The 18,149-nt window shown below is 62.5% G+C and carries 14 protein-coding genes and 1 pseudogene; 9 read left to right on the forward strand and 6 right to left on the reverse strand.

What is annotated here, in order from left to right; genetic code table 11:
• The first annotated feature begins 30 nt into the window (after positions 1 to 30).
• Genes AC0L3A_RS28120 through AC0L3A_RS28140 form a run of 5 tightly spaced genes read left to right on the forward strand, consistent with a single transcriptional unit; the run spans position 31 to position 6,762 of the window.
• Positions 31 to 3,336 carry a non-ribosomal peptide synthetase gene (locus AC0L3A_RS28120; RefSeq protein ID WP_473255502.1) on the forward strand — a complete coding sequence of 1,102 codons (3,306 nt, stop codon included), beginning with the start codon at positions 31 to 33 and terminating at the stop codon, positions 3,334 to 3,336.
• Position 3,337: 1 nt separating this feature from the next.
• A complete protein-coding gene (locus tag AC0L3A_RS28125) occupies positions 3,338 to 4,849 on the forward strand; it encodes an AMP-binding protein (protein WP_473255503.1) in 1,512 nt (503 codons plus the stop codon).
• Entirely contained in the window at positions 4,846 to 5,100 is a 255-nt protein-coding gene (locus tag AC0L3A_RS28130; RefSeq protein ID WP_473255504.1) for an acyl carrier protein, read from the forward strand. The genes AC0L3A_RS28125 and AC0L3A_RS28130 overlap by 4 nt, the downstream gene beginning before the upstream one ends.
• 1 nt (position 5,101) lies before the next feature.
• Complete coding sequence (locus AC0L3A_RS28135) at positions 5,102 to 5,731, forward strand: GNAT family N-acetyltransferase (protein ID WP_473255505.1); 630 nt, start codon at positions 5,102 to 5,104, stop codon at positions 5,729 to 5,731.
• Positions 5,728 to 6,762, forward strand: coding sequence for a C45 family autoproteolytic acyltransferase/hydolase (locus tag AC0L3A_RS28140; RefSeq protein ID WP_473255506.1), 1,035 nt, complete (start codon positions 5,728 to 5,730; stop codon positions 6,760 to 6,762). The genes AC0L3A_RS28135 and AC0L3A_RS28140 overlap by 4 nt, the downstream gene beginning before the upstream one ends.
• A gap of 43 nt (positions 6,763 to 6,805) precedes the next feature.
• On the opposite strand, the gene AC0L3A_RS28145 is transcribed toward AC0L3A_RS28140, so the two are convergent.
• The gene (locus AC0L3A_RS28145) at positions 6,806 to 7,717 is read right to left on the reverse strand and encodes a beta-ketoacyl-[acyl-carrier-protein] synthase family protein (RefSeq protein ID WP_473255507.1); all 912 of its coding nucleotides are present in this window, start codon (positions 7,715 to 7,717) and stop codon (positions 6,806 to 6,808) included.
• A gap of 53 nt (positions 7,718 to 7,770) precedes the next feature.
• Here AC0L3A_RS28145 and AC0L3A_RS28150 point away from each other — a divergent pair, with 53 nt between their 5' ends.
• Together AC0L3A_RS28150 and AC0L3A_RS28155 are read left to right on the forward strand one after the other, a co-directional pair.
• Positions 7,771 to 10,074, forward strand: a complete 2,304-nt coding sequence (locus tag AC0L3A_RS28150) for an iron-containing redox enzyme family protein (protein ID WP_473255508.1) — start codon at positions 7,771 to 7,773, stop codon at positions 10,072 to 10,074.
• A 76-nt stretch (positions 10,075 to 10,150) separates the two neighbouring features.
• Positions 10,151 to 11,344: an acyl-CoA dehydrogenase family protein gene (locus tag AC0L3A_RS28155; protein ID WP_473255509.1), complete on the forward strand. Its 1,194-nt coding sequence runs from the start codon at positions 10,151 to 10,153 to the stop codon at positions 11,342 to 11,344.
• Positions 11,345 to 11,456: 112 nt separating this feature from the next.
• On the opposite strand, the gene AC0L3A_RS28160 is transcribed toward AC0L3A_RS28155, so the two are convergent.
• Positions 11,457 to 12,317 carry an alpha/beta fold hydrolase gene (locus AC0L3A_RS28160; RefSeq protein ID WP_473255510.1) on the reverse strand — a complete coding sequence of 287 codons (861 nt, stop codon included), beginning with the start codon at positions 12,315 to 12,317 and terminating at the stop codon, positions 11,457 to 11,459.
• Positions 12,318 to 12,492: 175 nt separating this feature from the next.
• On the opposite strand from AC0L3A_RS28160, the gene AC0L3A_RS28165 reads away from it, so the two are divergent.
• The gene (locus AC0L3A_RS28165; RefSeq protein ID WP_473255511.1) at positions 12,493 to 13,308 is read left to right on the forward strand and encodes a 4'-phosphopantetheinyl transferase family protein; all 816 of its coding nucleotides are present in this window, start codon (positions 12,493 to 12,495) and stop codon (positions 13,306 to 13,308) included.
• Positions 13,309 to 13,787: 479 nt separating this feature from the next.
• On the opposite strand, the gene AC0L3A_RS28170 is transcribed toward AC0L3A_RS28165, so the two are convergent.
• The 4 genes and pseudogenes from AC0L3A_RS28170 to AC0L3A_RS28185 all read right to left on the reverse strand — a co-directional run.
• On the reverse strand, positions 13,788 to 14,015 hold the full coding sequence (locus tag AC0L3A_RS28170; RefSeq protein WP_473255512.1) for a hypothetical protein: 228 nt from the start codon (positions 14,013 to 14,015) through the stop codon (positions 13,788 to 13,790).
• Between the two features lie 67 nt (positions 14,016 to 14,082).
• A complete protein-coding gene (locus AC0L3A_RS28175) occupies positions 14,083 to 14,739 on the reverse strand; it encodes a multiubiquitin domain-containing protein (RefSeq protein WP_473255513.1) in 657 nt (218 codons plus the stop codon).
• An 81-nt stretch (positions 14,740 to 14,820) separates the two neighbouring features.
• Positions 14,821 to 17,223: a 3'-5' exonuclease gene (locus AC0L3A_RS28180; RefSeq protein WP_473255514.1), complete on the reverse strand. Its 2,403-nt coding sequence runs from the start codon at positions 17,221 to 17,223 to the stop codon at positions 14,821 to 14,823.
• A 116-nt stretch (positions 17,224 to 17,339) separates the two neighbouring features.
• Positions 17,340 to 17,786 (reverse strand): annotated as a pseudogene (locus tag AC0L3A_RS28185) (UvrD-helicase domain-containing protein); the annotation flags it as partial.
• Here AC0L3A_RS28185 and AC0L3A_RS28190 point away from each other — a divergent pair.
• The gene (locus tag AC0L3A_RS28190; protein ID WP_473255538.1) at positions 17,700 to 18,137 is read left to right on the forward strand and encodes a hypothetical protein; all 438 of its coding nucleotides are present in this window, start codon (positions 17,700 to 17,702) and stop codon (positions 18,135 to 18,137) included. The pseudogene AC0L3A_RS28185 and the gene AC0L3A_RS28190 sit on opposite strands and share 87 nt — an antisense overlap.
• Positions 18,138 to 18,149 lie beyond the last annotated feature (12 nt).

Below are 18,149 nucleotides of genomic sequence, written 5' to 3' on the forward strand. Positions count from 1 at the left end.
AGAGTCGTCGCCGAGCGGGGCCTCGTCCTGTTGCGCAACGGCTCGAACCTGCGCCTCGAGGGGCCTCGATCGGCGATCGACCCGGCGCTGATCGGACTGATCCGCGGCGCCAAGTCCGAGCTGATCGAGCATTTGCGGGCCGCAAAGGACGACGGCGGGTGCGTCGCGCTGACACCGATGCAGGCAAGCTATTACTATGGGCGCCAAGATCACTTCGCCATGGGTGGCGTGTCTTCCCATGTCTACCGCGAGATTGAAGGCGTGTTTGATGCCGCTCGGCTCGAAGCGACCCTGGCCGTGGTCGTCGAGCGGCATGGCATGCTGCGCACCCGCTTCGCTGACGATGCGACGCAGGTTGAAGATAGTGTCGCCGAGTGTCAGCCGGTGCGGATCGCGGTGGCGGATCTGCGTGGCCTGAAGAGTGCCGACCGGCAAGCGGCGCGGGATCGTACGCGGGCCGAAATGTCCCACCAGGTGTTGCCGGCCAACCGCGCGCCGCTGATCGAAGTACGGCTGACAATCCTGGGCGAAGCCCAGATGATCCTTCATGTCAGCCACGACGGGCTCATCATGGACGGCGGCAGCGCATTCCTGTTCTTCGAGGATTGGCACCGGGCCTATGTCGCGCCGGGCCGGCCGGGTTTGCGCGACCGCTTACAAGTATCGTTTTTCGATTACGTTCGCGCGCTCGCGGCGGCGCGCAGCGCACCGGAATATCGGCGTGCGCGCAATTACTGGCTCAGTCAGCGGGAAAAGATCCCGCCCCATCCGCAGCTGCCGCTGTGCGGCAACCCGGCGACGATGAGCGGTATGGTCTCGGTCCGCCATGGATTCCGCATCGAGCCGGAGCGCTGGTCCGCGCTCAGGGCGCAGGCGGCCCGCCGGACGTTGACACCGAATGCCGTGCTCGCCGCCGCCTATGCAGAGGTCTTGTCGCTTTGGGGCGCCGGCGAGCGCTTTTCGCTCAACGTCACCCTGGCGAACCGCCTACCGATCCAGCGCGATATCGATCGCGTCATCGGCAATTTCACCGATTGCCTGCTGCTGCCGATCGAGATCGATGTCCGAGCCGATTTCGCCGAGCGCGCCACTACAATCCAGACCCGACTGCGCGAGGCACTGGATCATCGCCAATTCTCCGGTCTCGACGTCATGCGGGAAATCGGCCGGCGTGCCTGCAGCGGTCAGGCCGCGCCTATGCCGTTCACCTTCAATAGCACGCTCGGAGCCGTTCCGGACGGTTCGGCGATCGCCGCCTGGGGGCACGAGGTCTATTCGGTCAGCCAGACACCGCAGGTATGGCTCAATGTGTTCGCGCTGGAGAGCGACGGCGATCTCGTGATCCAGATGGATTCGGTTGACGCGCTGTTTCCGGCAGGGCTCGTCGCCGCTCTAACCGAGAGCTATGAGCGGCTTCTCGTCGCGCTCGCCGCCGGTGACGCCGCGTGGTGCCGCATCGACCAGGGGCTTCTGCCGCCGGACCAGCTCGCTCAGCGCCGGGCAGCCAATGACACGGCCGTCGCAATTCCACCGGGGCCGCCCTTAGCGCGCTTTCTGCGGCATGCCGCGGCAGCACCAGATGCCCTGGCAATCAATTGCGGCGCCAAGCGCCTGAGCTATGGCGAGTTGCGCGCCGGAGCGTGCGCAGTGGCGCGCTGGCTCAAGCACAACCGAATTGGCCGTGACGATCTGGTCGGCGTCGTGATGCACAAGGGGTGGGAGCAGATCGTCGCGATCCTCGGTGCGAGCCTCGCGGGCGCCGCCTATGTGCCGATTGAGGCGGGGCTTCCAGCGGCGCGGATCGAGGCCGTGCTGTCGGTCGGGCCAATACGGTGCTCGCTGGTGCAGGATGCCGCAGTCCAAAACCGCGAGAGCACGGCGAGCTTGACTATCGACGACACCTTTCTGGAGCGGGCTCAGCACACGGAAGCTGATACGCGGCCCGAGGACTTCGCTCCGGTCGATTCAGCACAAGGCGATCTTGCCTATGTCCTCTATACCTCAGGCTCGACCGGCGTACCGAAGGGCGTGATGGTCGCTCAGCGCAACCTGGTCAATCTGGTCGCCGATACGACAGCGCGCTTCGAGATTTGTGCCAGGGACCGCTTCTTCGCGGTCAGCAGCTGCAGCTTCGATCTCTCCGTTTTCGACATATTCGGCGCGTTGTCGGCCGGTGCCGCGCTGGTCATTCCCGACGCAGCACGCGCAGCAGATCCGGAGCATTGGCTCGATCTGGCCACACGGGCGGGTGTCACGGTGTGGAATTCGGTGCCGGCGATCGTGGGGTTGCTGGTGGATGAGGCCGTTGCGTCCGGCCGGGCGCTGCCACACACGCTGCGCCTCGTGCTCATGAGCGGCGACCGCATTCCGGCGACGCTGCCGGGGCGGATCGCGGCACTGCAGCCAGATGTTCGGATAGTCAGCCTGGGCGGCCCGACGGAGACGACGGTGTGGAACATCCTTTATCCGATCGACCACCCCGACTTGATCGATGGACCGATACCTTACGGGAAGCCGAATGCCAATAACCGTGCCTATATCCTCGATGCGCAGCGCCGCGAATGCCCCGATTGGGTGACGGGCGAACTCCATGCCGCCGGCGAGGGGCTTGCCAAGGGCTATTTCGGCAATCCAGCCCTTACCGCTGCCGCCTTCTTCGACCACGAGTCGCTGCGCGAACGGCTCTATCGTACCGGCGACAGCGCCCGCTATCGGCCGGACGGAAACATCGAGATCCTTGGCCGGGTCGATTTCCAGATCAAGCTCAATGGCTATCGCATCGATCCGGCGGAGATCGAAGCCGTGCTGATCAATCAGCCGGGTATTGCCGCTGCCGCCGTCATAGGGTGCAGCACGCGAGACGGTCCCCGCCTCGTCGCCTGTCTCGTTGGAACCGGCGACGAGGCCATGGCAGCCGAATGCCAACTGACTGCGGCGCTCGAAGCGGCTCTGCCCGAGTACATGGTGCCGCGCCAATTCGTTTGGTTGGAGCGCTTGGCGCTGACCGGGAACGGCAAGGTCGACCGAGCCTTGCTCGCCCAGACGGCGATCCCGGACGCGCCGGACACGGCGACTGACGCCATTCCGGCTCCGCCAACCGAACTCGAAGCGAAGGTTATCCGCATCTGGTCCGACATATTGCGCAATGACGCGATTGATCCGGTTAGTGGATTCTACCAACTGGGCGGCACGTCGCTGTCGGGCGTCCGGCTCCTCGCCCGCATACGCAAGGAGTTCGGCATCTCCGTGCCGATCGCCAATCTGCCGCACCTCGACACGCCGCGTAAGATGGCAAGCCACCTCGACCAAGCGCAACCTCAAATCAAGACCTCTTGACATGGAGCAGATCATCAACCGGGTCGCGAATGGTCGGCCCTCAAGCGCAAAGTCGATCACCATCTTCGACCCGGGCGGGCGAACCGTGCTGTCGCTGTCCGAGCTCGACCGGCTTGCTCGGAAGACGGCTGTCCATCTCCAGCGCCTTGGTGTTTCCGCCGGGGACCGGATCGGCATCGTGGCCAAGAACCGGCTCGAATGGCTGCTGCTCGACTTGGCCGCGCTGAAGCTCAAGGCAGTCACCGCCGCTTTCGAGGCGGGGAAATTCCCGGCAACGCCCGCACTCGCCGAGCGATACACGCTGCGCATCGTCTTCAGCGATGAAGCCTCGAGCGCATCTTGCATTCTGCCGATGGACAACCTGCTTGCCACGCTGGAAGCGATGCCGGAGGATCTCGACCTGCCTCCCGTCACCTTTGCGCCTGGTGACGTGACGACGATCAAATTCACGTCCGGGAGCACCGGTGAGCCCAAGGGCCTCGCGGCCACGGTCGGCAGCATCGACAGCTCGATCACTGCGACACAGGCGCTGTTCAATCATTCGCCCGAAGACAAGCTCTTTATTTTCTTGCCGCTATCGCTGCTGCAGCAGCGTTATTGGGTCTATTCCGCCCTCGTCTACGGGCATGACGTTGTGCTGTCGACTTACGAATTGGCATATTACGCGCTGTCGCGCGAGGCGCCGACAGTCGTGATGGGTGTTCCGGCCTTCTTCGAGACGCTGCGCAAAGCGATCGCGACGCGGGTCGCGAGCGCCAATCCGGATGCGCTCCGCCGCGCCGCAATCGAGGCCATGGGACCTCGGATCCGTTATCTCTGGACCGGCTCCGCTCCGGCTCGCCCGGACATGTTGCGCTTCTTCGAGGATTGCGGCACGCCGATCTTCGAAGGCTATGGCATGAACGAGACCTGCATCGTCACCAAGAATGCGCCAGATGCTCATCGACGCGGCAGCGTCGGCAAGCCGATCGAGGGCAAACATGTTTCGATCGACGGGGAGGGCATTGTCGTCGTGCACAGCGATTTCCCGGTGAATACGAGGTACCTGTTCTGCGCGCCTGGCGACTCGGAGCGCATCTTCCAGCCTGACGGCTCGGTACGCACCGGCGATTTCGGCCGCTTCGACCAGGATGGGTTTCTCTACATTCTGGGCCGAGCCGACGATATCGTCGTGCTCACCAATGGCCGCAACGTCCTTGTCCGGCCGATCGAGGAAAGACTTCGGACCTGTCCCGAGGTCGAGAACTGCATCGTTGTCGGTTCAGGGCAGGATCGCCTTTCGGCGATCCTCTGCGCGCCGCTCGACGAGACGGCGCGCGACGCCATCAAGCATCATATCGCCGATCTCAATGAGACGAGCCGGCCGGATGAGCGGATCGGCATGTTCCTGATCGTTGACGAGCCGTTCAGCATCGAAAACGGTCTGTTGACCTCGCAATACAAACCAAAACGCAGGGCCATTTTGGCCCGATTTGCGGATGACATCACCCAAGCGTCGAGGGATTCGGTATGAGCAATCTTCAGTCCATCGTCAGCCGAAACCTCGCAAAACTACTCGATGTCGACGTCGATCGGATCGCCCTCGATGCCGACCTTTCCGCTGAATACGGGCTGACATCGCTCAATCTGGTGCTGCTCATGACGTCGCTATGCGAGGAGACGGGGGTCCCCGTTTTCAACTTTACCGACAAGGATATCGCCCGCCTGAAGACCCCGCGCGATGTTGTCACGCTGTTCGCGGCTGCCGGCCGCCAGGAGGCTTGATATGGCTTGGAAGGACCTCGCCGAGGTACGGCTCGAAAACGATTATGCGCTGCTGCGCCCAATCGCTTTCACCGATCGTGCGGCGCTCGCCGAAGTCGCGTTCGATGAAGATATCTGGCGCTATTTCGCGCAGCGGATCGACGCGGACGTGGATCTGGCCCGCTTCATCAAGCAAGCGGTCGAGGACACCGCTGCCGTCCGCCGGGTCGTCTTTGCCGTCATCGACAAGGCGACGGGGTCTGTGGCGGGCAGCATGGCCTACGGAAATCTGGCTGAGGCCGACCGGCGGCTCGAAATTGGCTGGTCGTGGCTCGGCCGCCCCTATCGAGGGAAGGGGCTCAATCGTTGGGCTAAATTTCTCCTGCTGCAGCACGCCTTCGAGCGGCTCGACTGCGAACGTGTCGAATTCAAGACTGACGTGCTCAATCTCCAGGCCCGCAAGGGCTTGCAGAATATTGGTGCGACCGAGGAGGGTGTGCTGCGAAGTTTCAACTACATGCCAGGTGGGCGTCGCCGCGACGCGATCTATTACAGCATCCTGCGCCGCGAATGGACGATCGTTCGGTCCGGCCTGCTCAAAGAAGTGAAACTGACCAGGGCAGCCAGCGAACTGGTTGGTGCGGGCCAGTGAAGCCGCTGTGCCTCGAAGGCATGCCGCGCGAGCTCGGACGCGGCCATGGAATGGCGCTGCGCCAGCAGATCCGCACCTTTCTCGATGACGATCTGGCGCGGCTCAATCGGGTCTTGCCGCGGCAGATCAGCCTCACGACATTGCAGCCGGAGCTTGCGGCCTATCGCCGCGAGATCGCCGCGGCGGCGCCGTCGCTTGCCGAAGAAATCGAGGGCTTGGCCGAAGGCGCCGAGATCGCGCCGGACGAAGCGATGTTGCTGCAAATACGCCGTGAGGTGATGGGCTATTCGCGGTTTCATACGGCAGGCGACTGTACGACACTGTGCAGGCACGGCGAAGACAACCCCGTGCTTGCCCAGACCATCGACCTAAATGGCAATCTGGACGACCAGATGGTCATTCTCCGGATTGCTCATCGGTCGAGTCCGCGCCGGGTCCTGCTGCTGAGCTTCACGGGGCTGCTCGGGTATCTCGGCCTCAACAGCGACGGTTTGGCGATCGGGCTGAACCTTGTGCTCGGCGGCACATGGCGCCCCGGCATCCCACCCTATCTCGCTATCCGCCATTTGCTCGACAGCTGCAGCGATATCGATTCATGCCTGGATTGGTTGTCAAGGGCGCCGCTCGCCAGTTCGCGTTCGCTCTCGCTATGCGATGCACGTCGCAGCGTTACCGTCGAACTCTGCGACGGAAAGCTTTCCGTGCAAACGGGTACCACGCTCGTGCACACCAATCATTTCCTGTCGGAAGAGTTTGTCGCAATGGACCAGATGAACCTATTCTCGCGCAATTCCTCGGTGCGCCGGCTGCAGGCGTGTGCCAAGCAGCTTGATTGTCTGGGGAGCCACAAAGGCCCGGAGGATTACATGGTCCTTTTATGCCAGGAGCCGATCTGCGTGCCCGACACCGGCAACATAAGCCGCGAGAAGACCATCGGCGCCGTGGTCCTGTTGCCGAAGGACGGCACACTTCTTGTCCGACGCGGCAATCCCGCCCTGGCTCGAACCGAACAATTCAGTCTGGTCGTGTGAGATGGCCCGTCATCTCGCCGTTTCAGCCGGCCCAGGTCTCGATTCAACACTTGCGCAGCAATGCACCGAAGCGGGCGCCGGATACGCTCGATCCCAGGGCCAGCAGCTCGCCCGACGCCACGGCACCGCTTGCCGCCAGGTCGATCATATTGATCAGTGGATCGCAGGAGAAGACGTGGCCGATGCGTGGAATATTGTCGAGATGGAGCTGGTCGCGGCGGAATCCAGCCTGCTGTTCCTTCATGAGCACGATCGGCTTCCACAGATTGTTGTGCGCGAGGTACTTGATATCGCGGAAACCAACCTCCGCCCGCGCGAACAGTTCGGCATTAGCCTGCCGCGTCAGATCGGTCGAGATTTCGCCATTTGGTTTCATCACTCGGGCATCAACCGCCGCGGCGGTGCCAAGCAGTTGGAATTCACCACCTTGTCCGGTGCTGACGATGCAGCTTGCTGCCCCGTCGCTGAACACCGCGAAGGGACGCAGCCTTTCATCGTGCGCGATTGTATCTGCGGCCGCCACCAGGATCGCGTGGTGCCGCCCGCTGCGGACCAGCGCCTCGGCCAGACCGAGAGCAGATGTGAGGGTCGCACAGCGATTCAGGGTCACGCCGTACGGGATGGCTTGGTGCAATCCCAGAGTCTCGAGCAGCCGGCCGACGAAATCGGCATGCCCTTCGACATCGGTCGGAAAGTGCGTTGCGCACAGGATGACGGCATCGACGCGTGGCTGACGGACACCAAAATCCGACAGGCTCCGGCGCGCCGTCTCGGCCAGCAGCTCGATCCTCGGTCTGACCGTAACGCGGAAACGATCCCAGCCCCACAAACCAGGGTCGTCGATCATCTGGTTTCGCGCGAGCCACCCGGCCAGGCCGGAAATCTCCGACACACGCCGCTCTTCTTCTCCGAGGAGATAGTGGCAGCCGTGAAGATGCAATTTCGAGTCTTCCATGCCGCGCCGATCCGCCAGTTGGTGTGATGGGGTAGCCACAGCGAGGATGTGAAATGAAAAGCTGGCCGCAATCAATCGGTAAGTTGTCCAAGTCGGATACGACCGTGAATGACGTGCAAAGCCTCCCCGAACATCGTTTCCTTGGTGGCATGATCGGTCTATTCCATTTCAACCCGGCCGCCCGACCATTGGCCGATGCTGTATTGGCCGCAGAACCGGCCGACATTGCCGCCTTCCTGTTGAAGGATTGCGAGAGTGAGGCGATGCTGCTGGTCGCCAAGCAGATTCTGGATGCCACGCTGAGCGTCGAGGAGTGGGGCGATGGAGCGCTGGAAGCAATAGTGCAGGCGCCGCTCCTCCGCGGCGACCGCGTAGATCGGGAACGGCTGTGGCACTGGCTTGAAGAGCACCGTATCACCATCGCCGCAGCGCTCGACGGCGTGATCGCCTCAGGTCCGGCGGCCAGACACTCTCTCCTTCGTAGGCGGGCTGTCCTGTCGTTACTCGGCGATTGCTGGCTCGACACCGTATCGCAACCCGCGACCCAGCCTGCCGCCATCGTCAACATCCTGTTCGGTCAGAGATGGCTGCTTCTTGGCGAGGGCTGCCCGGCCCGCTCATGTGTAGCTTTGCGCCGGCGATCGCTCGAGGCGGCCGGCATTTTCCTGCCGTCGATCTCCGATGCCGGCTTCTTCCGCGCCGCCGCGACGGAACCGATGATATTGCTGCAGGCCGCTTTCCTGCTGTCGCTGTCTCGCTATCCGGCGACCTACCTCCCCGAATTGGTGGGAATCCACGCCGCTTACCACGCCGTGGGGATTGACGACCAGGTCGCGGCGCTAGCTCCCATCGTCACACCCGAAGCGGCATGGGAGGCGCTCGACACCTATCTCGACGGGCTGGAAGATGATCCGGCAGGCGAAGCCTTGTCCCGTCGTCTTGTCGATGCGATGAGTGTCTTTGTCGGCCTCGAAAGGCGACAGGTGGCGATGCTGGCGGAACTGGCCGGGAAATCGACCGACCGCTCCCTTGATCTGCAGGTTGCCGATATTATCCGGCGCCACGCGCCGTTTGCCGGGAAGCAGCACGGGCGCATCCGGATCGGCGGAAGGCTGCTCTCCGACAGTTTTGCTGAAGCCGACCTGGATCTCGCCATCTTCCTGCGGGATTTCAAGCGATCCGGCTATCTGCGCGCCGATGCGAAAGGCAGCTGCCGCTTCGTCGACGCCATCAGATTCGGCGGGGCGATGTTCGGCATATTTTCCGAACAGGAAGCGTGCGTCCTCAAATCGTGGTTCTATGGCGCGGCTCAAACAATCAACGAGCCGATCGTCCTGGAACCCGAGGCGCATGACGAACCGGTCGCGCGATTGTGGCTCGCCGCCATCCGGAATCGCCCGCCCCGCGGCACGGTGTTCGAAACTGCCCCCGATCTCGACGACCGGACGCTGCTCTATCGGCTGGTCAATATTGAGAATTTCGCAAATACATTGTCGGTCGCGCTGGCGCGCGCACGCGCCGGGTTGGCTCGAGCGGAAGTCCTTTTCAGCAACGAGGCCTCGGGGCGATATACGGACGGCCGCTTCTTCGAGTATTCTCCCGAGGCCCTGGAAGCGCGGGTCGAGTCGATCTATTGGCATAAACTCATCGAACCCTATGCGCCACTCGGCGACATTCCGCCCCGCGACGAAGTTGTGTTCGGTCAGAAAATCTACGCGCTGGGCAACCTGCTCGATGGCTGTTGGGCATTTCGATGCAGCGGCACGGGCCGCTTCGAGCGAAACGCAGATGCGACTTTGTTCAACATCTATGCCGACGAGATGGGATTGGGCGACATTCAGAAGAACCACATCACGTTGATCCATCGGGTCCTGAGGAGCCTTCAGATCGACCTGCCGCATATCCGCGACGAAGCGTTCATCGATCAGGACGAAATCCCCGACAACTTCTACGCTTTCCCGTTGAATCAGCTGTCGCTCGGCCTGTTTCCGGACCGCCTCCATCCCGAGATTCTCGGATACACCCTGGGCGTCGAAATGTTTGGCCTCGGGGAGGTGCGGCTGCATGAGATCCAAAAGCTGAAGCACTGGGGCTTCGATCACATTTACGAGGATGTGCACCTCTCTATCGACAATCTCTCGGCCGGACATGCGCGGCAAGCGGTGGCGATCATCCAGGCGCATCTCGACGAAACCGAGCGGCGATACGGTACCGCTGCAAGCGCTGCCGAATGGCGCCGCATTTGGAATGGCTATGCTGCATTTGCCTACTTCATGGAAGGTGGGACGCTGGAATCGTCATCCTCCGTGATGATCGGCGATGAGGCGACCCGCGAACATTGTGCTTTGACGCTTTGACCGTTCGGCGAGCCGGTTGTCGTGCGTCCGGCGCTGCCGCCACGAGCGTCCAGCACCGCTTGTCCTTCGGAAGAACTTGCAATACCGGATCGAAGGGGCCGCCGTGAAAATATTCGACACCTCGATTCTAAGATTGCCGCTCTACGAGGAACGGCATCGGCAGCTCGCAGGGCGAATTGAAAGCTGGGCCGAGGAGATGTCGTCTGAACTTGGCGAGATCGAAGGTCGGTCACCCGCCGAGACGGGGCGCCGTCTAACGGCCCTGTTCGGGCGAAACGGCTGGTACGCCGCCGTCGGCGGCGCCGACGCTGTCCCCGATTTCCGCAGTATCTGTTTGATTCGCGAAGGCTTCGCGTTCGTCCATGATTTGTGCGACTTCGCCTTCTCGATTCAAGCGCTCGCCGCTACTCCGCTGATCCGGCATGGTTCTACGGAACAGCGCACGAGTCTGCTCCCGGACATACTGGCGGGTCGGTCGATCGGGTGTCTGGCCTTATCCGAACCCGAGGTCGGCTCGGACATTGCCAACGTTTCGCTGCGCGCCGAACACCGTGGCGACTCCTATGTCCTGAACGGGACGAAAACCTGGATTTCCAACGCCGACATCGCCGATTTCGCGATTGTCCTGGCCCGAACGGCAGACCGGTCGGGGCCACTCGGGCTTAGTTTGTTTTTCGTGCGCGCGCAATCGCCCGGGCTGCGTGTCGCGAAGACGATAGAGGCGATAGCACCGCGCTCCTTTGGTAGCCTGAGCTTTGACGAGTGCATCGTGCCGGCAACCCAAATGATCGGAAAGCCGGGACTCGGCTTCCAAGTCGCGGGCGAGATCCTTGAACAGTATCGGATGACGGTCGGCGCTGCCGCGACCGGTTTCGCCCGCCGGGCGCGGAGCGCCGCGCTCAAATGGGCGCGCTCCAGGCGCCTCGCAACCGGCACGATCTGGGACATGCAATTGACCAAGTCGAAACTCGCCGATAGCGAGGTGGCGCTGACCGCCAGCGCGCTGCTGATCGCCCAGGCGGCCTGGGAAGCCGACCAGCAGATCCGTGGTTATGGAAAGCATTCCAGCATCGCGAAACTGTTTGCGACTGAACAGGCACAGCGAATCGTGGATGACGCAGTGCAGATCTTCGGCGCCGCAGGAATCGTGAAGGATGCCGTGCCGGAACGGCTCTACCGACAGATCCGATCGCTGCGCATCTACGAAGGAACCTCCGAGATTCAGCGCCTGATCATCGCAGGCCATCTCCAGCACCCTGACATCGGATGAGCCCTCGATCCGACGCTGGGCGAATAGCTGATTTCTACAATCTTCTGTCCAAGGCCGGGGCGCGGGACTCTACGAAACGGGCAAGGGTCTCGAGGCCGATATCTCTAACCGGTCATAACCCGCCGCGTGGGGTGCGCGGCCCGAGAAGAAACTGGTTGACCGCATCCGCAAACTCGTCCGGGTCCTCGACCATCACCGCGTGGCCCGCATGAGAAATTTCGCACAGCTGGCCGTCTTTCAACAAGCGTAGGATATCCAGTGCTTCATTCTTGCTCAGGACCGCAGAACCTCGGCCTCGTATCAATAATGTTCGACATGGGATCTTGGAAAGGATATTCCGAAATTCGTCGGTTCGTGCCGATCCTGACTCGATCATCTGCTGAATCCTCCGATCGACTTTGAGTACAAATCTTCCGTCGGCAGTCTCGCGCAGCGCATTGTCTACAATGATACGAAGCATGCGTGGATGGGTTAGCGGTCGTTTGGCCGATATCCAGGCGGCATACTCTGCGCGCGAATTGTAGCCATCGCATTGTTCGTGGAACTGCGACAGGATGTTCTGGGAAACGGCCCGATGCGCGCTCAAAGAGAAATCTACAAGAATCAAGCCTGTTACTAGGTGGGGAGCGGCTCCAGCAACCTTGAGCGCGACGGCCGCACCGAGAGAATGCCCGACAAGAGAAATATTCCTGAGTTTCCGCTTCTGAATGAGATTGAAAACGTCTGTGGAATAGGGGCCAATGCCGTAATTCCCTGCTGGATCTTCGCCGGAGTTTCCGTGCCCCCTGAATTCTATGACGATGGTACGATATTGTTTCGGCAAGCGAGGCGCAAAGTCGTACCATACGTAGCCGCCTTCGCCGAAGCCATGAAGGAGCATACAGATCGCGTCCCCACTCCCGCGCTCCTCTATGTGGAAAGATAATTGGTCTGCCCCAGGCGCCGGTGTATGTAACAGGTCCTGCTCTTTCATAAGCAACCTTATCCGTTCGCGATGTTGTTTGTAATTCAAAACCGATCGCAGGTTACCCAATGATGTTGGACAAGGATACGGCTATGGACGACGGCCGGAGCCGTTCTTTGTCTTGTCTGGACCTTGCCTTTGAAATGCCGTCGCGATCGCGCGGGACTCCAGGAACTAGCGCTCGATGAGTGATCAGTCGTCATCACTGCCCGCGGCCGGTGATCTTGCGGTCGGCGGCTGTGCAGCTGCCTGGGCTCTGGACGGTGGTGGCGTTCCCGGCGTTGTGCGGGTGACCCATTTGTCCTTCCCCGATGAGGCTGCGATGCCCGGACAGGACGAAGTCTTGCTATGGATGGGCGCGCCGGACGGCGAGCAGGCCGCTCGTGTCACCGCGATGGACGTGCTCGATAGCAACCTCATCGCCATGATCGGCCGGCTGCAGGATGCGCGCGATCGCGCCGCATCATTGACCGCTCATGCCGGCCTACGGATCGCGCTTGCGTCGGCGCTTGGACGCGCGCCTTACGACATTCTCTTTGACCGCGGTCAGTTTGGCAAACCGCAGGTGCGTGCCTCCGCCCAATTGCACTTTAGTATGAGCCACGCGCGCGGCGTTGTCGGGTTTGCGTTGGGGCGCCAGCCGGTCGGCTTCGATGTGGAAGGCGTCAAGGTGCTCCCTGACATGCTGGCCGTCGCCGACATCGCGTTCGCTCAAGAAGCGCGCGCGGCACTCACCGCTGCGCCAGAAGCGGCAAGAACCGCGCTATTCTACCGGTTCTGGACATTGGGCGAGGCGTATATCAAAGCAACCGGGCTAGGTGTCTCGCAGGGCCTGCAGACCTTTGCGTTTGCGGCTGACGATCCGCCGCGCCTGTCGCGCGCAACGCCGGGCTGGGGACCGCCTGAGCGCTGGCGGTTCGGCGCCTTGAATCCGGTGCCGCTTACGCCATTACAGTACCGCCACGCGCAGCGCGGCGAGGTAGCGGCGCGTCCGCGCTAGGCGAAGCCACATTGAAGAACTCCACGCGGCCGGGAAAAGAGCTAGCCGCTGCGGTAGCGCGCAGCTATCCCACCAATTCTCAACGGAGAGTACGGAGGACGAACAAATTTTTCAAACCGGACGTCAAACTGAGAAGTCCGTTTCGAGATGCACTGCTGTAAGTGCTTGATTTGCTTGGTGGGCGCACCAGGGCTCGAACCTAGGACCCGATGATTAAGAGTTATGAGGCGCATGCCAAATTGGTCATCAGTGCCCCCGCATCTTATCGATCGATCCAATCCATTTCGCCAAGCGTAAGATAGACGACAGCTCCGCAAGGAGCGCCCACCGCGTCCAGATATTGCAGCAGCTGCCCAGCATAAGCCTGCCGGTCACCGGCAGTCGGGGCCACGTCGCTCTTCCAGTCAAAGGCGACAACGGCTCGGCCGGCTGCGACGGCGACAACGTCTGCGCGCCCGGCCATCAGGACGCGGCCGGCGTCACGGGGCGGCATAGAGCGCCAACTCCGGCACAAGCGCGGCGCGGTGTTCCGCGACACCCGGCAGGCGCAGGGTTCGCAACGCGGTCGCAGCCATCTCCGCCGGATCGGGCAGCGACTGCGCATCGGGTGGCGCCAGCTGTGCGAGGAGGTCAGTGGCACGCCCTTGCAGATCAGATGCAGTCTCCTCGATCTCGCCCGTCAATATCTCTTCGATCAGGTTGTGCAACACTGCGCCCCGGATGGCGCTGCCCGCTACCGTCACGAGACCGGCAGGGTCAGTGTCGGCGCTCTCGTCAACGCGAGCGACCTCGACCAAGCGATCGGTGTCGCCGTCGCTCGGCCGAACCCAGCGGATGGGCCGGGACGCATCCGCGACCGCGGCTTGCTCGGCGGCAAACACCTCCTCGCTCTGATGGTTTGACGATGATCTCGTAGCCCTTCTTCGCCGTGATGAAGTGTTCGATGCCGGGCTGAGTCAGATCGACGAGATCACCGGGTTCAATCAGGCGATGGTCGCCGCCGGCGATGCCGAGGAAGACGGCTTCGCCCTCGCCAGGCTTGGCGAGACCGTAGAGCACCGCACCGCTGATGGCCGGCTTACCCCAGCGCAGCTCCTCCTTGTTGAGGGTGAGCTTGAAATCGCGATCGGTCTCAAAGGCGATGAAGCGCTCGGCGCCGTGTGCGCGGAGGTCAAAGTGCTCGTCGAGCAGCACATCCTCGAAATCGCCGGACGGCAAGATCGCAAAGAGGCGGTAACCGTTCCGCGGGTCGAGTGCGGCGGCCTCGAGCAGTTGCCGACCGAGCGGCACGGGATCGTTCACCTGACGGGTTTGGAAGTTGAGATCGCCCTGCGCGAGGAGGAAGCGATACCCCCGCGCCGGACGCAGCGCCCGGCCTTCGCGCAGGGCGTCGCCGAGGTCGTCATATTCAAGCAATTCTTCGGTCTTCATTAGATTGGTTCCTTAGGTCTGGCCGCAGCTGGTGCCGGGCTCTAAGGGTCCAATCGGGGCGAGATCGGCCAACCGGTAAGGTCAGGCGAAGTTTTTTTGAGGGGGGCCGTCGGGGGTCTGGCCACAGATGAAGAAGGCGGGGCAGTTCGGGCAGGTGCGGAACGAAATCTCCGCCGGAAATCGGCCAGCCCGGATGTCGCCAAGGAACGCGGCAAGCTTGTCCTTGCGCCCTTTCAACTCGCGATCAGACAAGGAAAGGGAGTGAATTTCACCGTCGGACAGGTAGACGAGCTCGGCGACGGCGCCCGGGAAGGCCTGCTTAACCGCCAGCATCAACGCCGCCGCGCCGACATCCTTGGCGTCGGTCGACCGCATGTGGCCGGTGCGAATCCGGCGCACTGACCGCCTCCCATCTGGCAGGACCAGCACCTCGTCAGGCCGGACTAGGATCTCTTCGCGGCCAAAATTGAGGCTCAGCGCGACGGGCGGTTCGGGAGTCGCACCGGTGCGATTATCCAGAAAGAAACGCAGCATGGTGAGCGCCAGATCGCGAAAATCGGCGCTGTAGCCATGCTCGGCGAGCCCCTCAGCGGCGAGCGCCGCATTGGTGCGGTCCTGCAGTGCCTGCTCGCTCAACGGCTGGTCCAAGGCGATCGCGACTTCGACAACCGAGCGAACCGCCTCGTGCAAATGCATAAAGGCGGTCGCGGTCCGCCGCCCACCGACTTGCAGGACATGGGTGTAGAAAAAGCGACGCGGGCAGGATTCATAAAGAGCGATCTGCGGCGCGCCGAATCGGAGCCGGCCGTCGACGACCAGATCAATACCACGCGCTTCCGCCGCCACGGGAAGCGGTCGGGCGGGAACGACAGAAAGGCGGGCTAAATAGCTGCCCAGACGGTCGAGGAATGGCGAAAGCGGCCTGTTATGGCCGTTGCTCTTCTCGGTCGGCGCGTAAAGGATCAGGCGGTCGCGCGCTCGCGACTGGCCGACGTAGAATAAACACTCCTGCTCCTCGGCCTGACCAGCGCGAAATGCCTCGATTGCATCTCCCTCGGCGCCGGCAATCATCCCATCAGGCGCCGGACATGGCGGCGCCGGCGGGACGCGCGGCATGGTATCGCTGTTGAGGCCTGGGATGTGCACGGCGCCGAACTCCAGACCCTTCGCGCCGTGAATCGTCATCAGGCGGACCGCGTCTAGATGTTGTGCTGCCGCGGGCAATTGGCGCAGATCGCGATCATCGCTAAGACGGACAAGCCTGCGAACGCGGTCGAGCAAACGCGTTATGGGCAGTCCGCGGCCAGCTGGTTGGACCCGAACAAAGTTCAGGAATTGCCAGATCGCGATGCCGCGCGTGCGATCGGCGAGGTCCGCTGACGTCCCGAGGCGAGCGGCGATGCGGGTGCGATCGAGTAGCAACGTCGCAAGCACTGCCCACGGCGAGGCCGTGTGACCGAAGCCATCGAGGGCGGTCGCGAGCTTGGTCAGCGCCTGGCGGCCAGTGTCACTCAATCCGGGGATCGCCTCTTCCCGTCTCAGCCAGCTGCCCGGCGCATGCTCGGCCGCCCGCAGATGATCGAACACCGCAACGACGTCCGCGAAGGAGGAGGCGAATTCAGGCCAACAGGCAATGCGCACCAGGCCCATGGCGCGGCGATCGACCAGAAGCGACAGAAAAGCCAGGAGGTCCTTGACCTCACCCCGCTCGAAGAGACTGCCAAGGAACAGGACCGGTACGCCGAGCCGCTCCAGCTCCTGCCCGATCTTTGACAGCTTTTCGTTGCCGGTGCAGAGGACCGCCTGATCGCGACAGCCGTAACCGTCACGCCGCAGTTCCTCGATCGCGTCGGCCAGGGCGACCTGCTGTTGTTCGGCGCGCCGAACGGTGCGCAACTCCGGCTTATGCCCGTTGGCATCTCGGTCCGCTTCCAGGGCACTGTCGGCATCGCCAGCCAGCATCGTGGTCGCGAAGGTGGAGAAGGCGTCGACAATTTCTGGCACCGAACGGTAGTTGCGTTTCAGTCGCCCACGTTTGCCGCCGGCAAAGTCTTCTTTGCCAAACCGGGTCATGTTGAAGGATGACGCGCCGCGAAACCGGTAAATCGACTGCTTGGCGTCGCCGACCATCCAGAGATTGCGCCCGTCGGGCATCAGACCACTCAGCAATCGCACGCTGCTGCGGTTCACATCCTGATACTCATCGACGAGGACGTGATCATATTGCGATTGCAGCGCGGCGCGGATGGCCGTGTCCTTGTCGAGCAGTTGCACCGGCAGGGTCACAAGGTCGCCAAAGTCGACACAGTGCGCGTTGCGCTTGAGCTGTTCATAGGCAGCATAGACGCGGGCGACCTCGCCGGCGCGCTCAGCACGTTCGCGGGCCTCGGGACCCCGGGCCTTTGACAACATGGTGTCAGCAAGCGAGGCATAGGTTTCGGCGTCGACCACCTCGTCCTTTGCGCGCGACACGGCAGCGAGCATGTCGGCGATGATCTGGGTGGGATCATAGAATTGCGGTAGTGCGCGAGCCGCAGGCGCGGAAATTCCTCCTCGAGGAGTTCGACGGCTTCGGTCTGGTCCATCATGCGTGGATTTTTCGGCAGCCCGAGCTCCACATGAAATCGACGGATGATGTCGAGCCCGAAGGCGTGAAACGTACCGATCCACATCGCAGCCGCTGCATCGGGGCGCTTGCGCGCGATCCGATCCGCCATCTCGCCTGCCGCCTTGTTGGAAAAAGTCAGCAGTAAGGTGCGCCTTGGATCGATGTCTTCATCCAGAAGGCCTTCGACACGCGCGATCAACGTCTGCGTCTTGCCGGTTCCGGGACCCGCCTCAAGCAGATAGGCTTCACCACGGTGGGTTGCCGCCGCAACCTGCAGCGGATTGAGGGGCCGCTCGACATGTGTCGCTTCTGCCGTCGGGGGGACCGACGGCAAGAGCAAAGCATCCAAAAGTTGTTGCGCCACGACCTCGAATGGCGCGCCGAGCTTGGCTGCAATTTCGGACGCGGAAAGGCCATCGTCGACATGGAGTACCCGCACAACGCTGCGGGGAAGCAGCAACTCGCGTGCAAACAAGTCCATCTGGACTTCACGTCTTTGCCTGCGACCATAGTCGACAACCCGGTCCATGCCGACCGGCGACGGCTCGGCGGCCCGGGCCGGATCGATGGCCGCCGCCGCGGGGCCATCCGGATCGTCGCCAAGTCCGACATGGCCGATCTCGTGCGCGACGAGGAAAGCTTGGTCAAAGCGAGAGCCAATATTCTCGTGGATGATCAGATCATCGGCGGCAACGAAGGTGCCCGGCCGCCGTCCAGCAGGTTAGCCCCTGGCGCCGTCGGCTCCACGTCGATCCCTCGGCGCTTGGCTTCGGCGACAGCAAGGTCGTAGGGCGACCATGGA

It is taken from the genome of Bradyrhizobium sp. MI1.3 (assembly GCF_055811695.1).